General features: G+C 44.5%; 17 protein-coding genes and 1 riboswitch. Of the genes, 11 read left to right on the forward strand and 6 right to left on the reverse strand.

What is annotated here, in order from left to right; all coding sequences use genetic code 11:
* Positions 1–54 precede the first annotated feature (54 nt).
* The 7 genes from ACRD6K_RS11260 (at position 55) to ACRD6K_RS11290 (ending at position 6,986) form a co-directional block, all read left to right on the forward strand.
* Positions 55–1,392, forward strand: a complete 1,338-nt coding sequence (locus ACRD6K_RS11260; RefSeq protein ID WP_430973336.1) for a PhoH family protein — start codon at positions 55–57, stop codon at positions 1,390–1,392.
* A 60-nt stretch (positions 1,393–1,452) separates the two neighbouring features.
* Positions 1,453–2,754 (forward strand): tRNA (N(6)-L-threonylcarbamoyladenosine(37)-C(2))-methylthiotransferase MtaB, encoded by a 1,302-nt coding sequence (gene mtaB / locus ACRD6K_RS11265; protein WP_430973337.1) that lies wholly within the window; start codon positions 1,453–1,455, stop codon positions 2,752–2,754.
* A gap of 26 nt (positions 2,755–2,780) precedes the next feature.
* Entirely contained in the window at positions 2,781–3,572 is a 792-nt protein-coding gene (locus ACRD6K_RS11270) for an inositol monophosphatase family protein (protein WP_430973338.1), read from the forward strand.
* A gap of 110 nt (positions 3,573–3,682) precedes the next feature.
* Entirely contained in the window at positions 3,683–4,105 is a 423-nt protein-coding gene (locus tag ACRD6K_RS11275) for a hypothetical protein (RefSeq protein ID WP_299582289.1), read from the forward strand.
* 13 nt (positions 4,106–4,118) lie between these two features.
* Positions 4,119–5,147, forward strand: coding sequence for a glycosyltransferase family 2 protein (locus ACRD6K_RS11280; protein WP_430973339.1), 1,029 nt, complete (start codon positions 4,119–4,121; stop codon positions 5,145–5,147).
* A gap of 70 nt (positions 5,148–5,217) precedes the next feature.
* Positions 5,218–6,183, forward strand: a complete 966-nt coding sequence (locus tag ACRD6K_RS11285) for a zinc transporter ZntB (RefSeq protein ID WP_430973340.1) — start codon at positions 5,218–5,220, stop codon at positions 6,181–6,183.
* Positions 6,184–6,341: 158 nt separating this feature from the next.
* Positions 6,342–6,986, forward strand: coding sequence for a hypothetical protein (locus ACRD6K_RS11290; protein ID WP_430973341.1), 645 nt, complete (start codon positions 6,342–6,344; stop codon positions 6,984–6,986).
* A 60-nt stretch (positions 6,987–7,046) separates the two neighbouring features.
* Here ACRD6K_RS11290 and ACRD6K_RS11295 read toward each other — a convergent pair whose 3' ends face one another.
* The gene (locus ACRD6K_RS11295) at positions 7,047–7,481 is read right to left on the reverse strand and encodes an Hsp20/alpha crystallin family protein (RefSeq protein WP_299582281.1); all 435 of its coding nucleotides are present in this window, start codon (positions 7,479–7,481) and stop codon (positions 7,047–7,049) included.
* A 246-nt stretch (positions 7,482–7,727) separates the two neighbouring features.
* A riboswitch (TPP riboswitch) is annotated at positions 7,728–7,825 on the forward strand.
* 42 nt (positions 7,826–7,867) lie between these two features.
* Between ACRD6K_RS11295 and ACRD6K_RS11300 the strand changes: the two genes are divergently transcribed.
* A complete protein-coding gene (locus ACRD6K_RS11300) occupies positions 7,868–10,276 on the forward strand; it encodes a TonB-dependent receptor (protein ID WP_430973342.1) in 2,409 nt (802 codons plus the stop codon).
* A gap of 68 nt (positions 10,277–10,344) precedes the next feature.
* Here the strand turns inward: ACRD6K_RS11300 and ACRD6K_RS11305 are convergent, their stop codons facing one another.
* Positions 10,345–10,887 carry a carbonic anhydrase gene (locus tag ACRD6K_RS11305; protein WP_299582277.1) on the reverse strand — a complete coding sequence of 181 codons (543 nt, stop codon included), beginning with the start codon at positions 10,885–10,887 and terminating at the stop codon, positions 10,345–10,347.
* 139 nt (positions 10,888–11,026) lie between these two features.
* Between ACRD6K_RS11305 and ACRD6K_RS11310 the strand changes: the two genes are divergently transcribed.
* Positions 11,027–11,371, forward strand: a complete 345-nt coding sequence (locus ACRD6K_RS11310; protein ID WP_299582275.1) for a translation initiation factor — start codon at positions 11,027–11,029, stop codon at positions 11,369–11,371.
* Positions 11,372–11,613: 242 nt separating this feature from the next.
* On the opposite strand, the gene ACRD6K_RS11315 is transcribed toward ACRD6K_RS11310, so the two are convergent.
* Positions 11,614–13,164 carry a GH3 family acyl-acid amido synthetase gene (locus ACRD6K_RS11315; protein ID WP_430973343.1) on the reverse strand — a complete coding sequence of 517 codons (1,551 nt, stop codon included), beginning with the start codon at positions 13,162–13,164 and terminating at the stop codon, positions 11,614–11,616.
* 290 nt (positions 13,165–13,454) lie between these two features.
* On the opposite strand from ACRD6K_RS11315, the gene ACRD6K_RS11320 reads away from it, so the two are divergent.
* A complete protein-coding gene (locus tag ACRD6K_RS11320; protein WP_299582271.1) occupies positions 13,455–13,658 on the forward strand; it encodes a transglycosylase in 204 nt (67 codons plus the stop codon).
* A 55-nt stretch (positions 13,659–13,713) separates the two neighbouring features.
* Here the strand turns inward: ACRD6K_RS11320 and ACRD6K_RS11325 are convergent, their stop codons facing one another.
* The 3 genes from ACRD6K_RS11325 to ACRD6K_RS11335 form a co-directional block, all read right to left on the reverse strand.
* Positions 13,714–13,935 carry a hypothetical protein gene (locus tag ACRD6K_RS11325; RefSeq protein ID WP_299582270.1) on the reverse strand — a complete coding sequence of 74 codons (222 nt, stop codon included), beginning with the start codon at positions 13,933–13,935 and terminating at the stop codon, positions 13,714–13,716.
* Between the two features lie 219 nt (positions 13,936–14,154).
* On the reverse strand, positions 14,155–15,075 hold the full coding sequence (locus ACRD6K_RS11330) for a YihY/virulence factor BrkB family protein (protein ID WP_299582268.1): 921 nt from the start codon (positions 15,073–15,075) through the stop codon (positions 14,155–14,157).
* A gap of 1 nt (position 15,076) precedes the next feature.
* Positions 15,077–16,177: an AI-2E family transporter gene (locus ACRD6K_RS11335; RefSeq protein WP_430973344.1), complete on the reverse strand. Its 1,101-nt coding sequence runs from the start codon at positions 16,175–16,177 to the stop codon at positions 15,077–15,079.
* 380 nt (positions 16,178–16,557) lie between these two features.
* Between ACRD6K_RS11335 and ACRD6K_RS11340 the strand changes: the two genes are divergently transcribed.
* Positions 16,558–18,390 carry a BamA/OMP85 family outer membrane protein gene (locus ACRD6K_RS11340; protein WP_430973345.1) on the forward strand — a complete coding sequence of 611 codons (1,833 nt, stop codon included), beginning with the start codon at positions 16,558–16,560 and terminating at the stop codon, positions 18,388–18,390.
* The last annotated feature ends 6 nt before the right edge of the window (positions 18,391–18,396 follow it).

The following is an 18,396-nucleotide window of genomic DNA, read 5'->3' on the forward strand; positions in this document are numbered from 1 at the left end:
AAGTGCATGTCAGCTTTTTTTTCGTTAAATTTAGCAAAAGCAAAACTTGGAACTATGGCAGCAAAAAAGCAGATCGACACCAAAGTATTTGTACTCGATACAAATGTCATTTTGCACGACCACACGTGCATTTACCAGTTCAAAGATAATGATATCATCCTTCCGTTAACGGTGCTGGAAGAACTCGACAAATTTAAGCGAGGAAATGATCCGATCAACTTTCAGGCACGGGAATTTGTGCGAATTTTGGATGGCGTTGTAGGAGAAAAGTTGTTTAATGGCGGAATTCAGTTGGGCGAAGGGCTTGGAAAACTGATTATTGCAACCGGCAAGCCTTTCACCGAAGCCATGAAGCAATCGTTCAAAGAAGATATTCCTGATCATCGGATTTTGGCGGTGGCCGAATATGTGAAACACGAAAATTCCAACCGCCAAACCATCCTTGTTTCCAAAGATATCAACTTGCGGATGAAGGCCAAATCGTTGGGTATTCTGGCTGAAGATTATCAAAACGATAAGATTAAAGATCCTCAGGTGTTTGAAAAAAGCATTAGTGAAGTGGATAACTACAAGGATCAGTTGATTGACCGTTTGTACAATGAAGGGACGCTTCCTTATGCCGAGTCGGAGGTTGACAAAGAACCGATGGCCAATGAATACTTCATTCTGAAAGGAAATAGTTCAAGTGTGCTGGCTCGCTATAACCGCAACTCACAGCGGCTTGTGCGCGTGGAGAAGCGCGTGGCTTATGGCATTAAACCACGCAATGCCGAGCAAACCTTCAGCATCAACTCGCTGCTGGATCCGGACGTTAAACTTGTTTCGTTAACCGGAAAGGCCGGTACGGGGAAAACCCTGCTGGCACTGGCTGCCGCTTTGGAGCAAAACAAACAGTATGAACAGATTTTGCTGGCTCGCCCCATTGTGGCCTTGAGCAACCGCGACCTGGGGTTTTTGCCGGGAGATGCTTCTGAAAAGATCAGTCCATATATGCAGCCGCTTTTCGATAATTTATCCGTCATTAAGCATGCGTTTAACCCGCGTAGCCAGGAGTATCAGAAAATTGAAGAGCTACTGAAGGAAGAACGCTTGCTGATTACGCCCCTGGCTTATATCCGGGGACGGAGTTTATCCAACGCTTTTTTTATTGTGGATGAAGCTCAGAACCTGACACCGCACGAAATCAAAACCATTATTACACGTGCCGGAGAAGGAACGAAGATGGTCTTTACCGGCGATATGCAGCAAATTGATTCGCCTTACCTGGATATGAAATCGAACGGATTGGCTTACATGACCGATAAAATGAGGGAGCAGGAATTGTTTTCACATGTCAACCTGGTTAAAGGAGAACGAAGTTATTTAGCTGAGTTGGCTAGCGATTTATTGTAAATCACGCTATTTCGCCGGATTTTTATACTTTTGCCCGATTATTTAAACGAAAGGGATTTCATGGAGTTTTCAGGCAAAAAAGCAGCGTTTTTTACCTTGGGCTGCAAGCTCAATTTTTCAGAAACGTCAACCATCGCACGTCATTTTGAAGTGAAAGGTTTTGATCGGGTAGGGTTTAAGGAGAAGGCAGATGTGTATGTGATCAATTCTTGTTCGGTAACTGCCGAAAGCGATAAAAAGAGCCGGAATATGATTCGTCAGGCTATTCGGCGCAATCCGGAGGCTTTGGTGGTTGTAACGGGTTGTTATGCACAGTTGCAGGCTGATGTAATTGGTGAAATTCCCGGGGTGGACTATATCCTGGGAACCAATGCCAAGTTCCGGATGACGGATTTCTTTGATGATTTTAATAAACGTGAACAGCCTTTTCGTTTGCTTCAGTCGCAGGCTAAAAACCGCGATTATTATCACGCCGCCTCTTGGGGCGATCGCACACGCAGCTTCCTGAAAGTGCAGGATGGCTGCGACTATTTTTGCACCTACTGTACCATTCCCTTTGCCCGTGGGCGGAGCCGAAACGACACCATCGTCAACACGGTGGAAAAAGCACGGGAAACCGTGGGCAATGGCATCAAGGAAATTATACTGACTGGGGTAAACATTGGTGACTTTGGAAAAAGTACGAATGAAACCTTTATTGATTTGTTGAAAAAGCTGGATGAAGTGGATGGCCTGGAAAGGCTCCGGATTTCATCGGTTGAACCCAATTTGCTGACTGATGAAATCATTGATTTTGTGGCTGGCTCGAAACGCATTGCCCCACACTTCCACTTACCCTTGCAAGCCGGATCCAACGAGGTGTTGGAGTTGATGAAACGACGCTACAAACGCGAATTATTTGCTGAGCGGGTGGCCAAAATCCGGTCGGTGTTGCCTGATGCGTTTATTGGCATTGATGTTATTGCCGGGTCGAATGGCGAGACCGAAGCGCTTTTTCAAGATGGCTATAACTTTTTGATTGATTTGGATGTTACGCAATTGCACGCGTTCCCTTATTCGGAACGGCCGGGAACCAAAGCCTTGGAGTTAAAGCCTGTTGTTCCGGTGGATGAACGTAAGGAAAGGACCCGTCGTTTAATTAAGCTGTCGGAAAAGAAATTGCGGGCTTTTTATGAAAAAAATGAAGGGCAAACGCGTTCGGTTCTTTTCGAAAATGAAACCACCGGAGAGCTGTTGCACGGTTTTACCGACAATTACATTCGGGTCGAAACCCCTTTCGATTCCCGTTTGGTTAATCAGGTTCGGGAGGTGAAGCTTTCAGAAATAAATGACGGGGGGAATTTTGAAATTGAACTGATTTAGCCCAATTTCAAACTAAAAACAAAGAGATGGAATTAAAGACAATTTGCCAGTCTATTGAAATATTGGCCCAGGAAGTTGGGCAATTCGTTCGTCAGGAACGACTTAAAATAACCAACGACGACATTGAATTGAAAGGCAAGGCCAGCCTGGTAACCTATGTGGATAAGAATGCCGAGGAAATGATTGTGAGTGCGCTTCGGAAATTGCTCCCCGAAGCTGGTTTTATTACCGAAGAAGGCACAGCATCGGCCTCGGGCGAGCAGTTGAAATGGGTGATCGATCCGTTGGATGGAACAACCAACTTTATTCATGGAATTTTTCCACATTCGGTGTCTATTGCCCTGATTGACGGTGAGGAGCCCGTGGCAGGCGTGGTTTATGAGATTGGGCAGGATGAGCTTTTCTTGGCCTGGAAAGGTGGCGGCGCCTGGCTTAACGGGCAGGCCATTTCGGTGTCGAAAACCGAAAAGCATGAAGATACCTTGCTGGCAACAGGTTTTCCGTATTATAACTTCGACATGCTGGGCAATTACCTGAAGTTGCTGGAGTTTTTTATGATTGAAACCCGTGGAATGCGCCGCATGGGCTCGGCTGCTGTGGATCTGACCTATGTGGCTTGTGGCCGCTTTGATGGCTTTTTTGAGCATGCTTTACATGCCTGGGATGTGGCTGCGGGAATCATTATCCTGAAAGAAGCCGGGGGTAAAGTTTCCGATTTTAAAGGGGGAGATGACTTCCTGTTTGGAAAAGAAATTGTGGCTTCAAACAAAAATTACTTTCCGGCCTTTTTTCAAAAGGTCAATGAATTTTTGGGATAGTTTTTCAGCACAAGGTGTTGTACAACGTCGGGCAATAGAGTAAATTGCAGAAAAAAGCAATGATGGCTGAAAAAGAAATTGCCTTACTGAGACAGCAAAAAGAAAAGCTGATGGAAAAAAGTTTTGATCTGGAAGCCTGGAAAAACCAGACCATGCTTTTTTTGCAACGCATATTTGGTGCCGACCACAACATTGTAAAAATGATTGGCGCCCTGAAGTATGATTATTCCAGTTGGACTTTACGCGACGCTACCGGGAATGAAAAGACGGATGATCCGGTAAAAATGCAGGCCGATGAGATTTTGGAAGCAGCCATTATGGAATTGGAAAGCCTGGGTTTGCCGCAACCTGAATCCTCGGTCGAAAAAGCCTGGGAATTGATGGAAGAAGAGCTAACAGGCAAACAGTTTAAAGAGATAAAAGCCATCATCGAGTCGGGCAAAAAAAACAAACTGGCCAAGGTACAGGAAATGCTCAATCGGCTTGAAAAAGAAAACCTGATTAGTATCCTTTCCCGGATTCTGATTTCCTGACTATATTTGCGGCATGAATTCACCGCGTGTTGCCATTGTTATTCTCAACTGGAATGGTCGGAAACTACTTGATCAATACCTCCCCTCTGTTATTCAGTATAGCCAGGATGAAGGTGTCAGCGTCGTTGTTGCTGATAACCATTCCGATGATGATTCATTAAGTTTCCTTCAGGAAAATTATCCTCAGGTTGAGCTTTTGCATTTGGAGGAAAATTATGGCTTTGCCAAAGGGTACAATGTGGCTCTTCAGCAAATTGAGGCCGACTATTACATTTTGCTGAACTCAGATGTAGAAGTTACAGTCGGGTGGGTAAAACCCTTGATCGATCGGATGGAAAGCGATCCGACAGTTGCTGCGGTGCAGCCCAAAGTGTTGAGCTGGAAACGCAAAGATGAATTTGAATACGCTGGAGCTGCCGGTGGTTTCATAGATAAACTGGGCTATCCGTTTTGTCGCGGGCGAGTTCTGAATGTGTTGGAAAAGGATGAAGGCCAGTTTGATCAGGTGACTGATATCTTCTGGGCTACCGGTGCCTGTATGGCCGTCAATGCCCGTTATTTTCACGAGGCGGGAGGATTCGATGCTGACTTCTGGGCGCACATGGAAGAAATAGACTTATGCTGGCGCCTGAAAAACAGAGGTTATAAAATTCAGTTTACTCCGTACAGCCGGGTGTATCACCTGGGGGGTGGAACGTTGGCTTACGATAACCCCAAAAAGTTATTCCTGAATTTTCGAAACAGTCTGTGGTTGCTGTATAAAAACCTGCCCCGACGTAAATTCTACAAAGTGTTGGTGGTCCGCATGATTCTGGATGGCGTAGCGGCTTTTAAGCTTTTGTCTGAAGGAAACGGAGGAGGCTTCGTGAGCGTGCTGAAGGCGCATTATGCTTTTTACCGATCACACAAGCAGCTTCGCGCAAAACGCAAAGCGCTGAGGAAGGCAGCCACCCCTCAGTGGCATGATGAAGTGCTTTGCAAAAGCATCATTTGGAAATTTTACCTGCAAGGGCGGAAAACCTTTCGCGAGATGAGTCGCTAAAATCCTTTCATCAACTTTATGCTTAATCGCAAATCCTTTGTATCTTGATTGAAATTAATAGGATTTCATCATGGCATTACTTCACGGATTTAATATTTTTCCTGCGGCAAAAAAGCTTGAGCATGTCCCCGAAAATCAGATTGATCAGCCTGTTCCGGAACAGACTTACCAGTGGCTGCAATTCGATTTGAACAGCCCGAATACGCCCCAAATACTTCGCTCGCTTAAAGGCATTGATGAATTGTTTATCGATGCCTTGCTGAAAGAAGAAACACGCCCGCGGATTTCGGTATCCGGTGATGATTTGTTGGTAATTTTGCGTGGGGTGAACCTGGCTGAAGGAGCTGATCCGGAAGATATGGTGGCTATCCGCATGGTAATTACCAAGAACCGGATTATCAGTTGTCAACGGCGGAGTATGATATCGGTAAATGATGTCATACAACAGGTTGAAGCTGGAAATCCTCCCAAATCAACAGGCCATTTCTTGGTTTTTCTGTGCGAGCGCCTAATCTTCCGCATGAGTGATGTGATGGAAGATATCGAAGATCGTTCAGCTGAAATTGAGGAGTTGGTATTGGATGATGAAGAGCATGATTATCACAATGAGATTCATAATGTGCGACGTCAGATTATTCAGTTGAAACGTTTTTTGGTCCCCCAGCGTGAGGCGTTGTTACGGCTTCAGTTGGAAAAAACAAGTTGGCTGACCGTTAAGCAACAACATCGTTTCCGGGAGATTACCGATCAGCTTATCCGTTTTCTGGAAATGCTGGATGCCGCGCGCGAGATGGGGACGGTGAGTCAGGAAACGCTTTATAATCGGCAAAATGAGCAGATGAACAAACGCATGTATGTGCTTTCCATTGTGGCTGCTTTTTTCCTTCCTCTCGGCTTTTTTACGGGTTTGCTTGGCGTGAACCTGGCAGGTATTCCCAAAGCGGAAAGCCCTGTGGCTTTCCTGGGATTTATAGTGATTCTTTTGGTGGTGGTGGGGTTTCAGTTTTGGTTGTTTAAACGCAACAAGTGGTTGTAAACAACTATCGGAATCCAATTTTCTGTAGTAGTTGCCGAAATTGTTGGTGGTCGTTTAAGTGCAAGCCTGTTTAAATAATTTGGAAGTAAACTTACTTTTTTATTTTTGTTAACTTCGAATGCACTTTTATCCAAAGTCTCATGTTAATAAGAAAGTTGTTGATTATACTACTCGTTGTCGTTTGTTGCTCTTGCGCTGTAAAACATCGGACGCTTACACGTGTTCAGGATTGGTCGTATCCTGTGGGGCAGATGGATAACCAATTGAGTTTTAGTTATGTTGATAATGTTATTGAGAAAACCAACAATAAGCAAGGAGCACGGTGGGCAAAACGAAAAAACATTCATGTTGTCAGCATTCGTTTAATCAACAACAGCAAGCACCCAATCCATGGAACGCAACTTTCCTTTTTTAATGGTGATGAGCAGGTGGAGCTAGTGCACAATGCCTGGCTGGCTCGGAAGGTACGACAGCGTATATCTCCTTTGATGTTTCTTTTTTTTCCGGTGGCATTGATTGAAGTCATGATCTTTGATGACGACGATGATGAGGGATATGATGATCCGTATGAAGAGTATGATTCACTTACCATGTCTGTTGCGGAACAAGTTGATGATTTTCGGATTAAAGAAAACTCAACATTAAAAGATGAGTTAATGAATTTTCAACTGGCGAACCAGATTTTAATGCCAGGAAAACCGGTTTACGGGATTATTGGGGTGCGTAGTAAGTCAGAATTAAAAACTTTGCGGGCGGTATGCCGTAACAGCAATTTCGAGATTCTTTCCAATCAGTTGCAATAAAAAAAAGCCCCGCCGTTTGGCGAGGCTTCAGAATTACTAACTAAACTAAACCTTTTGGGATCATGAAATTTCAATCATGCGAGATACTTGTTTTTTCAGTTCTTCCCGTTTGGGAAGTGTGATTTTCAGTACTCCGTTTTTGTGTGTTGCCTTGATTTTGTTGGCATCCACACCTTCCGGAAGCCGGAATGACCGGCTGAATGAAGAATAGTTAAATTCGTTAAAAACCACTTTTTCGCCATCCTTCTCTTCCTTGGTTTCTTGTTTCTCAGAAGAAACGGTCAGAATATTGTCTTTCAGATCAATGTGGAAATCTTTTTTATCCAGTCCTGGTGCTGCAACTTCAATTTCGAAGTCATTCTTTTTCTCATAAACATTTACGGCTGGATTTGAGTTCCACTCGGTTCTATCAAAAACATCATTCCAAATATTTCTTCCAAAGAAATCGTCCAATAAACTTGGAACACTTTGCTTGTTTCTGATTAATGGTAACATAACTAAATCCTCCTTTATTTTTGTTTAACTTCAGCGTCAACACTTAGTCTCCAGCAAAGCGCATTCCAGTTTGTTATTAAGCACAGAAGTCTGTAGTTATGATAATTTGTGTTGTCAAAATGTCGTTTTTGAAGTCAAATTTTCATCTTTTAAGCGGTTGGTTCTGAATTATTTTCAGGTTTTAGGGAAGCTGGTTGGACTATTTAGAATGAAGAGTTTGTTTTTTCTTCCTACCTTTGCGGCAACATTTACGCAATGGGGTGTCCAAGATTTTACGGACTGAGATCATACCCAATGAACCTGATCCGGTTAGTACCGGCGTAGGGAGGGCGAAAGGAAATCTATTCCTACCTCATTGGTTATTATTTAACCAAAATTATCACAAAATGAAACGTTTAGGATTAATGCTGCTTTTGCAGTGTTTGTTTGTGTATTCATTCGCACAGTTTTCGGTTTCCGGAAAAGTGATGAATGAATCGGGAGAGAAACTGGTTGGCGCTAATTTAGTGCTGTCCGGAACTTACAAAGGAACATCGGCTGATGTTAATGGAGCTTATAAGTTTGAAAATGTAAAAGCCGGAAATTACACGCTCCGGATTTCTTACATGGGCTACGAAGCCCAGAGTATCAATTTGAAAGTGACTAAGAATGTTGTTCGGGATGTCGTTTTGGTTCCGTTGGATATTCTTGCTGAAGAGGTGATTGTTTCGGCAACCCGGGCCGGAGCTAAAACACCGGTTGCGGTTTCAGATTTAAGCCGTGAGGATATTGAAGCCCAGGCAGCGGGACAAGATATTCCTTACCTGCTAGGATTGTCACCATCGGTTATTACTTCGTCGGAAGCCGGAACCGGCATTGGCTATTCTGCTCTTCGGATTCGAGGAACGGATCCTACCCGAATCAATGTTACAATCAATGGAGTTCCGCTGAATGATTCCGAATCGCAGGGAGCTTTTTGGGTGAACATGCCCGACTTTGCCAGCTCGGTTGACAATGTGCAGATTCAGCGTGGGCTGGGAACTTCCACTAACGGAGCTGCCGCTTTTGGGGCCACTATCAATTTCCAAACCGAAACGTTTAATGGAGATCCATATGCGGAAGCTCAGAGTTTGGTCGGTTCATTTGGAACCAACAAAAACAGCATAAAAGCAGGAACTGGACTTATTGATGGTAAGTTTACAGTTGATGCGCGCTATTCCAAACTCAATTCAGATGGTTATGTAGACCATACGTTTGTGGATCATGAGTCTTACTTCATCAGTGCGGCTTACTATACCGAAAAGAGCCTTATCAAGGCAAACATTATTAGCGGAGATCAGCGTACCGGAATTAGCTGGTGGGGAAATCCAAATCCGGAAGAAGACCGGAAATATAACCCGGCAGGAGAGTATACCGACGAATTTGGGAATAAACAATACTACGAAGATCAGACGGATAACTATTTCCAGGATCACTACCAGGTATTTTATTCCACCCAGTTAAGCGCGTTTACCAACCTGAATGTGGGCATGCACTATACGGCAGGAGAGGGCTACTACGAACAGTACAAGGAAGATGAGGCTTATGCCGACTATGGTTTGGAAAATGTAACGATAGGTGGAGAGACCCTGGAGGAAACGGATTTGATTCGCCGGAAGTGGTTGGACAATGACTTTTATGGAGCCACTTTTTCGTTGAATTACAACCGGAATAAACTGGATGCCAGTTTGGGGGGTGCCTGGAATAAGTATGATGGCGATCACTTTGGACAGATTATTTGGATGCGCAATGCCGGAACCACTGAAAAAGACCACGAATGGTATTTCAATGTGGGCGAAAAAACGGACTTCAACGTTTTTGGAAAGTTGAACTATCAACTGGCTAAGAAACTTAATGTTTACGGAGACTTGCAATATCGCAGAATCAATTACGAGATGAGCGGGCAGGACGACGATCTGATTGCTTTGGATCAGACGCATGAATACGATTTCTTCAACCCTAAAATGGGCTTGTTCTATGATTTGGCTCAAAACCAGGAGGCTTATTTTTCCTTTGGTATTGGGCATCGCGAACCCACCCGGACGATTTTTAAGGAAGCAATAAAAGAGGATATTGTCGTTTTGCCAAAATCCGAAACCTTGTATGACTATGAATTGGGGTATAACTTCAGCGCTACCAAAGCCGCTTTTGGTGTCAACTTGTACTACATGTATTACCGCGACCAGTTGGTTCCCACGGGGGAGAAAAACAATGTTGGAAACAGCATTATGACCAATGTGGATAAAAGTTACCGCGCCGGAATTGAATTTGTTGGCGGGGTGAAAATTCTCCATAATCTGAACTGGGATTTTAACTTCACCTTGAGTAGTAATAAAATCAAAGACTACGTGGAGTATGCGACCTACTATGATGAAGACTGGAATGAAAGCGAAGGAGCCAAGTATTTAGGAACAACCAATATTGCTTATTCTCCCGAAACTATGGGAAGCAGTATTTTGGCCTATGAACCGGCCAGGATTCTTAAATTCAGCCTGATCACAAAGTATGTGGGCAAACAGTACTTTGACAATACTTCCAGCGAAGATCGTAAAATTGATGCGTACCTTGTAAATAACCTGCGCGGAGACTTGATCTTGAAAGAATCTTTCTTCAGCAAAATCAACTTATTTGTTCAGGTTAATAACCTGTTGGATGCGGAATACTCAAACAATGGTTATGGGGGCAATTGGTATGAGCAGGGGGTAGAAAAAACCTGGGCGTACTATTATCCACAAGCCGGAATTAACTTCATGACCGGTTTGACGCTGACTTTCTAATTGTTACAAGAGTTTTATTTAAGTTTTAGGTAGATGATAACCCTTGAATCAAACCAATGATTCAGGGGTTATTCTGTTTCAATCTGCGATAAGTTGCTGGTCTTTGCGCTATAGTATAATGGAGCAACGGTTACCTTGGGGTAACGACGTCGCAGGCGCCGGGCTTCAGCCACCAGGAAATCAATGGAATTTCCAATTTCAAAAAAGGGGGAGAGGTTCTCAAAATGCATTTGTGCCGTATCTTTCTCCCAGCCGGCATTGGCCGCCATGCCTTCAATAAATTTATCTTTACGATCTTCCAGCTGAACCATCTCGCAGTTGTCGTGTGCAATCAGGGCAATGTGGCGAACACCTCCAACGCCAATAGCATACGAAACCTGGAATTCATGGTAAAACAGGTTAGCACCCCCCGAGCGGATAATGTAGGCAAAGTTATCCGGAACCCACAGGTTTTTCCGGTTATCCATGCACATGCCAATCAGCATTTGTGGATTTTTATACGAACAAAAAGTCTTGTTTAAATTTTGGTATTCCAACAATAAACCAATAGGGGTATTTTGGTATTGGGGCAAAATATCTTTTTTGTCTTTTACATCGATCAGCTGTGCCATTCCTTTTCGTTCTATTTTATTAACTACAGCAACCGCGCCGGCTCCTAAAGGTTCAAAAAATCAAAATAAAAAGAATGAAGGGCTGTCGGCGGTCATCCGTTTTTTCTTGTTATTTTTGAGGGAATAAAGGCAAAAGATTATGGCAAAAGATTGGAAAGAGCGTTTGGGAGTGGTTTATTCAACCAATCCTGATTTTGGCTATAGCAAGGAGGAGGACTCGGAGCAGGAAACACTGGCACCGGGCAAGCAGGATTTGCGGGTGAGCCTGGACAAGAAAAACCGCAAAGGCAAGGCCGTAACCTTGGTGACGGGGTTTGTTGGACAGGAAGATGATCTGAAAGCCTTGGGCAAACTGCTGAAGTCGAAATGTGGTGTTGGCGGTTCAACCAAGGATGGAGAAATTATGGTGCAAGGCGATTTTCGCGATCAGGTTATGCAAATTCTTCAAAAAGAAGGCTACAAGGTGAAACGTTCCGGAGGCTAGTGCTTAGCCAGACAGAGACGATTGGAGCCGGTATAAAAAATGAAAACAGGCTGGTGGAAACTCCTCCTGCCTGTTATCAGATCTAACTAAACCAACTAAATACTCAATTAACCTTTTCTCCACTCAAATCATTTATCAAATTTGTTTTCATGTGACTTGTTCTTTTAAGTGATTTTAATTTGTTTGTTTCATTTTAGACCGAAAAAATGACCTGAAATATTGATTTTATTTTTGGTTGATTTCTAAGTTGTTGATTTGTAGTTATTTTTGGACGTCCATTGTTTGACGAAATTTTCCCATTCCCGGAAGCGTTTTTGATCCATCACCCGTTCCATTTTCACCTGCCCCCCTTTTTTCTGTTGGTCAGTATTCCAATCCAGAAAGCACGATTTGGGCAGGGTATGCACCTGCACACCTTTAAGCGCTTTGGAGCGGGCCACCCGGTAGTTCTTATTGACTTGCTTAAGCCTGTTATCCAGCGCTTCGGCCAAGTGTTGCGGGTCAACCGGACTATCGCAGGCCAGGTACCAAACATGGTAAAACTGGCCATCAATTCGAATGGCCGAAAGGGTAAACTCCGGAATTTTAATGTCGAACTGGTCTTCCAGTTCCAGGATGGCCTGGTTCATTTTATCGACAGAAAGTTGGGAGCCAACGACATTCATAAAAAACTTGGTTCGCCCCGTGATCCGGATTTCTGCCCGGTCAACGTTGGTAAACGCGATGGTATCTCCAATCATGTAGCGCCATAAACCGGATACGGTACTGATCACCAATACATATTCCACGCCTTCTTCCACTTCAGTCAGGTTCAGCGCAGGAGCATCGGCTTTCAGAGTTCCTTCATCGGTCATGTTTTCCGGCGTAAACGGTACAAATTCAAAATAGATCCCATTGTCTACCAGCAGTTTCATGGAGCGGGTATCCGGACGTTCCTGAAAAGCGATGAAGCCTTCCGATGCAAAATAGGTGTCGATGATGGTAATCGGGTCGGCCAGCAAGGCGTTGAATGTTTTTTCGTAGGGCTCGAAGGCCACGCCTCCGGTGGTATACACCTGCAGGTTGGGCCAAATGTCGTGAATGGTATTGACGCCGTGGTAATCAATCACCCTTTTCAGCATGAGCTGCAGCCAGGAAGGGATGCCGCTTAATGCCCCAATATCCCAGTCGCGGGCACGTTTGGCTATTTCAAGAACCCGCTCATCCCAGTCGTTGATTCTTGAAATCTCTTCCCCGGGACGGTAAAAGCCTTTAAACCAGGTAGGAATATTACTGGCACTTATTCCGCTAATTTCACCTTCCAGGTAACCGTTGCGTTCATTGAGTTGGGTCGAGCTGCCAAGCATCAGCACCTCCTTTTCAAAAAAAGTAGCCGGCAAATTGAAGTTGGCTGTTGCCCCAAGTTGTTTAATCCCGGCCAAACGGATGGCATTCAGCATGTCTTCGCTAACGGGTATTCGTTTGCTGCGTTCACCGGTGGTGCCCGAACTTAGCGCAAAGTAGGCTGGCTTTCCCGGCCAGCTTACATTTTCCTCTCCTTGCTGCAGGCGGTGCAACCACGCTTCTTCCATTTGATGGTAGTCAAAATAAGGAATTCGGAAAGCAAAGGCTTCGGCCAGGTTTTGGGCATAAAGCAGGTCTCCTAGCCGGTAGTGCTGTCCAAAACGGGTGTCTTTAGCTTTAACAAGCAGCTCGTGCAAAACCTGAAGCTGTTTGGCATGAAAATCAGACTTGGAGCTTACCGCGTAGCTAAGTTCAACGGCCTTTTTTATAATTGTTCCTATAATTGCCATGAGTAATCAAATTGGTTCTTTTTACCGCCTTTGCAAATTGAAAGCCAAAAAATAAATCTCCTGAAAGGCTTGGTTTTAGGCCTTTTTATTGATGAGTTTGTGTGAGGAGTGACGACCTCAGGTTGGGGAAGTTTAGAACCAACTAGCCGAAGAGCCTTCCGGGTTTTAGTTGCTGAAGTTTGAAAGGGAGTCGGGCTTGGTTTTGTTGATTACCTGTGTTTTAGACTATGGCGCGTTAAGTGTGGCATGATTTTGTTGTGAGAGAAGCTTGAACATAAAATCGAATCAAGATGAAAATTGTAGGATCAGTTTTGTTAATATTAGGAATCATTGGTCTTGTTGTGTTTGGAATACAGGCTCTTAATGATTCAGAGACTTTTAGTGTTTTAGGGGCTGAAGTGGCCGTGAGCAAAGCCAATTGGACGCCGGTAATCATTAGCGCTTTTGTATTGCTTGTTGGTTTTGTACTGACTTTAGTGCGCAAAAAGAACTAGTATTTGTATGCAAACCCGTGTGGCTGTTAGTCGCTTGCCCATCCTATATCAACATTTAATCTCTATTTTCCTGCCTTTTTCGGCCTGTTAATCTGGATTTTATTCCATCGAAGCCGGATACAGCTTTCGTCTCCTTATCCTTTCTGTCAAAAATCAAGGGTAGCAAAGCCGTACCCTGCTTTTTTATTCTCCTCCCCAAGGGTATCGCTTCTATACCCATGGGGAGGAAAGCAATACCCTTGGGGATATACATGATGCAGTTGGGTATGATGACCATCCCCTGTTGCTTTGAGGTTAAAATTATGGGGAGGAAGATGATCTCTTAGGGGATATCAATGGTGTACTTGGGTATGATAGATATCCCCTAAGGGATAATGTTGAAAACCTTGGGGAGCAAACCGATACCCAAAGGGAGCAAGAGTATACCCTAAGTTTGGAGAGCTGTATCCTTGGGTTTTATGGCAGAGGTACATGTTGCTCAAGAGGGGAGTCTCCATCAGCGTTCAATGGGGGTGATTTCAAACGAAATGGCATAAGAATGGGGCGTGTTGTTGTGCCCATGGAACCTGGAATACTGGCGACTGAGTTGGACGCCAAAGTAAAAGATGAGCGACATGAAGTAGATCCAGAGTAAAATGATGACCAAGGAGCTGGCAGTACCATAAACAGCTCCTAAATTGCTGTTGCTAATGATTAAGCCGACTATGGATTTTCCGATGACAAACAGTAAGGCGGTGAAAAAGGCGCCATGCCAGGCCGCACTCCACCGAACTTTTAGGTCGGGCAAAAAACGGTAAATGAGTGCGAAAACCGAGGTGACAATAGCCAGCGAGAAAGCGATATTGACCAGATGAGCGAGGAACACAAAGTCGGGACTGAAATAGGTTTTTAAAAAATCTTTGAGGAGGCTGATGGCCGCATCGACCAGCATGGATGCAAGAAGAACGAAGCCCAGGCACAGAATAACTCCAAATGAAAACAGCCGGTATTTGGCTAGTATGAGGATGCCTTGTTTGAGCTTCGATTTAACTTTCACCCGCCAAATGTAATTGATGGAATCCTGCACCACACTAAACAAGGTTGTGGCCGATATCAGAAAAAATACCCCTCCGATGATGGCACCCACGCCGCTGTTTTCCTTGAGCTGGTAATTTTCAATGGCTTTGGATAGAAACTGGGTGTTTTCTGGTCCGATGAAAAGATTCAACTCTTCAAAAAGTTTGGCGCTCACGGTTTCATCTCCGGTGAAGTGGCCAAACACTGAAATAATAATGATCAGAATTGGTGCCAGGGAAAAAATGGCAAAGTAAGCGGTTGTTGCTGCCAGGTTCACGGGATTGTTCGCGATGAACTGAATCGAGGCTTTGCGGAATACTTGCCAGGTTGATTTCGTTTTTCGCCATACTAACTGTTTCATGTCACTTTCGTTTAATGCGTTTTTTCCAGATACGCTTAACAGAGAGTTGATGCTGATCTACGCCGCGGTCGCTGATCAGAAAGGCGTAAGGTTTGAGTCCATCGATATTACGCATGATAATTTTTAAAATGGCCAGGCAGGGAACAACAATCAGCATGCCTGCCACGCCCCAAATCAGGTTAGCAAACAAAAGGCTCAGAATGATTGATAGCGGATTAATTTTGATGTTGCTGCCAACAATGTTGGGCGTAATCAGGTTATTCTCCAAAAACTGAATGACACTAAAAAGGATGAAGATTTGTAAAATGGGCTCAAAAGGATTGGCTGAAGTCAGTAATACGTAGAGAATAGGAATTAAGCCGCCAATAAAAGTACCAATGTAGGGAATCAGGTTTAATACAGCAGCCAGAATTCCAAATGCAATAGCGTTGGGAATACCAATGATTAGTAGTCCTGTAGAATTCAGAATGGCTAAAATTAATACCACAATGAGCAGCCCGCTCATGTATTTCGTTGTTATCGTGGAAACTTCCCGCATAATGTGCAGGGCCTTTGCCTTATTGTCTCGGCCAACAATTCTGAAAATGAAATGAGCCGTTTTCGTTCGGTAAAACAGCAAGAAGAAAGTATAAAACGGAAGCAGTCCCAGCAAGATAAGCGTGTTGGTTGTCATGGCAAACAAGCTGCCAACAGCGGATTGCCAGGAAGAAAACAAGCTGTCAGTGGCCTTGGTAAGGTAATGATCCATGGTGACCGGATTGATGCCTGCTTTTATTTCAAGCATATGTTGTACGGTATCAATTTTGGCATCCATCTGTGTTTTCAACTCGCTCAGGTTGATGGTCATGTTCGAAAGTTTAGCCGATATGAACAGACCTGCAGTCATCAAAATCAATAGGGTAACAAGAAGAACTACAATAATAGACAGTCCGCGGTGAACACCCCGCTTTTCAATGGCCCAAACCAACGGATAAATGGTGTAGGCAAGAAAGATGCTGATGGCTAAAGGAATCAGAATGTCCTTGGCCAGAATCAGGACAATGAAAAAGATTGTTAAGATGAATAGCTGTGCTGCAAACCGGATTAGTGCTTGATTTTTCATGGCTCGTTTGTTAAACGTAAGACAAAACAGAAAGAATTGTGCCAATCCCTTGAGTTCGGTTAAAATGCTTTCAATAACTTGCTTCAGGAAATGCGGCTGCGCTGAGAATCCCCGTTTTTGGGGAAGGGTGTAGAATTTTATCCCCGAACAAATTGCCTTATGCGGGCAAGTAAATGGATCGGAAAACTGGAACAAAATTGGTAATGCTGGTCATTGTTAGCCGGAAGTGAACAAAAACAGCAAATCTTTTTTTTATGATCAGACAATTACTCTAAATTGCCAGAATAAACCAGGCGACAGGTCTTGCCCTGAATACTCAGGTTGCTTTTAGGTGAAGCGAAACAGGCCGTCGGCCTACGGGAAGGATGAATGGTTGGAATATGATTAAAACATGTTGGTTAATTGGTGTTTTTTGGATTAGCTGTTCCTTGGGATTGAGGTTGGCAGCTCAGGAGAACTATGAAGTGCGCAATGTGAGCTTTCATGGCAATAAGACCCTGGAAGAGGACTTCCTGCTCGATCAGCTGGCCTTAAAAAAAGTGTCCTACGTGGAGAAACTGATCACGAAAGCCACCCCTTTCCTGTACAGCCAGCGTTTGGTTGATCTTGATATGGAACGCCTGCGACGAATATACCAGAGTGAGGGTTTTTTGAACACCCGGGTTTCGCTGGCTCCGCTGGAAATCAACGAAAAAAAGCGAACGGTTAAGGTTGTTGTGCAGATTGAAGAAGGAGAACCGGTGCTGGCCGATAGTGTGGTGATTCGGAGTACCCGTGAAACCCCCAGGATCGATAAGGACTCGCTGACCAGGAAGGTTTTCAAGGAGATGAAATTGCTGAAGGGCAAGCGCTTTCGGGATGAGTGGATTCAACAGGATTTGCAGGTGATTGAAAACGCTTTTCGAAACCTGGGCTATGCCTATGTGAAGGTAGACTATGCTTTAAATCTGAAGCCGGAGCAATTGAAAACCGGCATTGTTTATTCGGTTGATCCGGGACCGGTTAGTCAGTTTGGCGAAACTACGGTGAAGGGAAATGTGCATGTTGATGAGGCTCTTATCCGCAAACAGCTTAATTATAAAGAAGGCGACTTATACAATAAATCACTTTTGACCGATACGCGAGAAGATTTGTATTTCTTGCAGCTGTTTCGTGTTGTTTCGGTTTTACCTCAAAAGGATGCAAGCACCGAAAAGAACCCGATTCCTGTTCTTCTGTATGTGGAGGAAGCCCCGCGTTTAAGTACCCGGGTGGGAGTGGGCTATGGCACCGAAGATAAGTTTCGGACTTTTCTGGATCTCAATTACCTGGGCTTTTTGGGAAGCGCCCGGCGCATTAATCTGTATACCAAGCATTCGGCTCTTGAGCCTTATCATGTAAGCTTAAAGTGGATTCAACCCCAGTTTATCGGGACGAAGAGTACCATTTCGCTCAATCCGTTTATAAGCCGGAATTCGGAACCGGGCTATGAAACCCGCACCTATGGACTTAATGTGCCAGTGACCTATCATTTTAACAAGCATCTGAATAGCACGGCCACCTATTACTATGAAAAAGTAAAGCAGCGAGTGGAAGAAGGCGATCTGGAACCCATTGGCGTTGTAGGCGATCAATTTACCTATACGAAGTCGGGTGTTTTGCTGAGTGCTGTGTTTGATAATTCCACCCCTAAATTTACACCCCGTCAGGGCTTTAACTTTTCCTTGGGGCTTAAGGTGAATGGCCGTGTTTTTGGCGGCGATTTCAATTACACCCGGCTTTGGGCTGATGCACGGCATTACCAGAAAATGGGCCGTTTTGTCCTGGCTCTTCGGCTGATGGCGGGTGGAATCAACTCCATTGACAGTCATGGTTTTATTCCGGTTGAGGATCGGTTCTACTCCGGTGGAAGTAATTCGGTACGAGGCTGGAACCGGTCGGAGCTGGGGCCTAAGCGGGAGAGTGGCACGCCCTTGGGAGGTAATAGTATTTTGGAAAGCAATATTGAGCTACGTTATCCGCTGTTCTGGCGGTTTAGCGGGGTGGCTTTCCTGGATGCCGGAAATGTGTGGCAACAAGCCTACACCTACAAGTTGAACGATCTGGCCTATGCGGCCGGAGGTGGTTTGCGCATTGATACACCCATTGGTCCGGTGCGTTTGGATTTGGGTTTCCCGGTATGGAACGAAAAGCGCAGTCCGCAATTTTTCATCAGTGTGGGACAGGCCTTTTAAAAAGAA

Origin of the sequence: Sunxiuqinia rutila, assembly GCF_050589705.1 — a bacterium.
Taxonomy (GTDB): domain Bacteria; phylum Bacteroidota; class Bacteroidia; order Bacteroidales; family Prolixibacteraceae; genus Sunxiuqinia; species Sunxiuqinia rutila.

Coding starts and splice junctions, on each gene's coding strand:
- ACRD6K_RS11260 (WP_430973336.1), top strand. CDS start 55: ATGGCAGCAAAAAAGCAGATCGACACCAAAGTATTTGTACTCGATACA.
- ACRD6K_RS11280 (WP_430973339.1), top strand. CDS start 4,119: ATGAATTCACCGCGTGTTGCCATTGTTATTCTCAACTGGAATGGTCGG.
- ACRD6K_RS11335 (WP_430973344.1), bottom strand. CDS start 16,177: ATGAAAAATCAAGCACTAATCCGGTTTGCAGCACAGCTATTCATCTTA.
- ACRD6K_RS11320 (WP_299582271.1), top strand. CDS start 13,455: ATGAAAATTGTAGGATCAGTTTTGTTAATATTAGGAATCATTGGTCTT.
- mtaB (WP_430973337.1), top strand. CDS start 1,453: ATGGAGTTTTCAGGCAAAAAAGCAGCGTTTTTTACCTTGGGCTGCAAG.
- ACRD6K_RS11305 (WP_299582277.1), bottom strand. CDS start 10,887: ATGGCACAGCTGATCGATGTAAAAGACAAAAAAGATATTTTGCCCCAA.
- ACRD6K_RS11315 (WP_430973343.1), bottom strand. CDS start 13,164: ATGGCAATTATAGGAACAATTATAAAAAAGGCCGTTGAACTTAGCTAC.
- ACRD6K_RS11270 (WP_430973338.1), top strand. CDS start 2,781: ATGGAATTAAAGACAATTTGCCAGTCTATTGAAATATTGGCCCAGGAA.
- ACRD6K_RS11310 (WP_299582275.1), top strand. CDS start 11,027: ATGGCAAAAGATTGGAAAGAGCGTTTGGGAGTGGTTTATTCAACCAAT.
- ACRD6K_RS11285 (WP_430973340.1), top strand. CDS start 5,218: ATGGCATTACTTCACGGATTTAATATTTTTCCTGCGGCAAAAAAGCTT.
- ACRD6K_RS11275 (WP_299582289.1), top strand. CDS start 3,683: ATGGAAAAAAGTTTTGATCTGGAAGCCTGGAAAAACCAGACCATGCTT.
- ACRD6K_RS11325 (WP_299582270.1), bottom strand. CDS start 13,935: ATGGTCATCATACCCAACTGCATCATGTATATCCCCAAGGGTATTGCT.
- ACRD6K_RS11330 (WP_299582268.1), bottom strand. CDS start 15,075: ATGAAACAGTTAGTATGGCGAAAAACGAAATCAACCTGGCAAGTATTC.
- ACRD6K_RS11295 (WP_299582281.1), bottom strand. CDS start 7,481: ATGTTACCATTAATCAGAAACAAGCAAAGTGTTCCAAGTTTATTGGAC.
- ACRD6K_RS11340 (WP_430973345.1), top strand. CDS start 16,558: ATGATTAAAACATGTTGGTTAATTGGTGTTTTTTGGATTAGCTGTTCC.
- ACRD6K_RS11300 (WP_430973342.1), top strand. CDS start 7,868: ATGAAACGTTTAGGATTAATGCTGCTTTTGCAGTGTTTGTTTGTGTAT.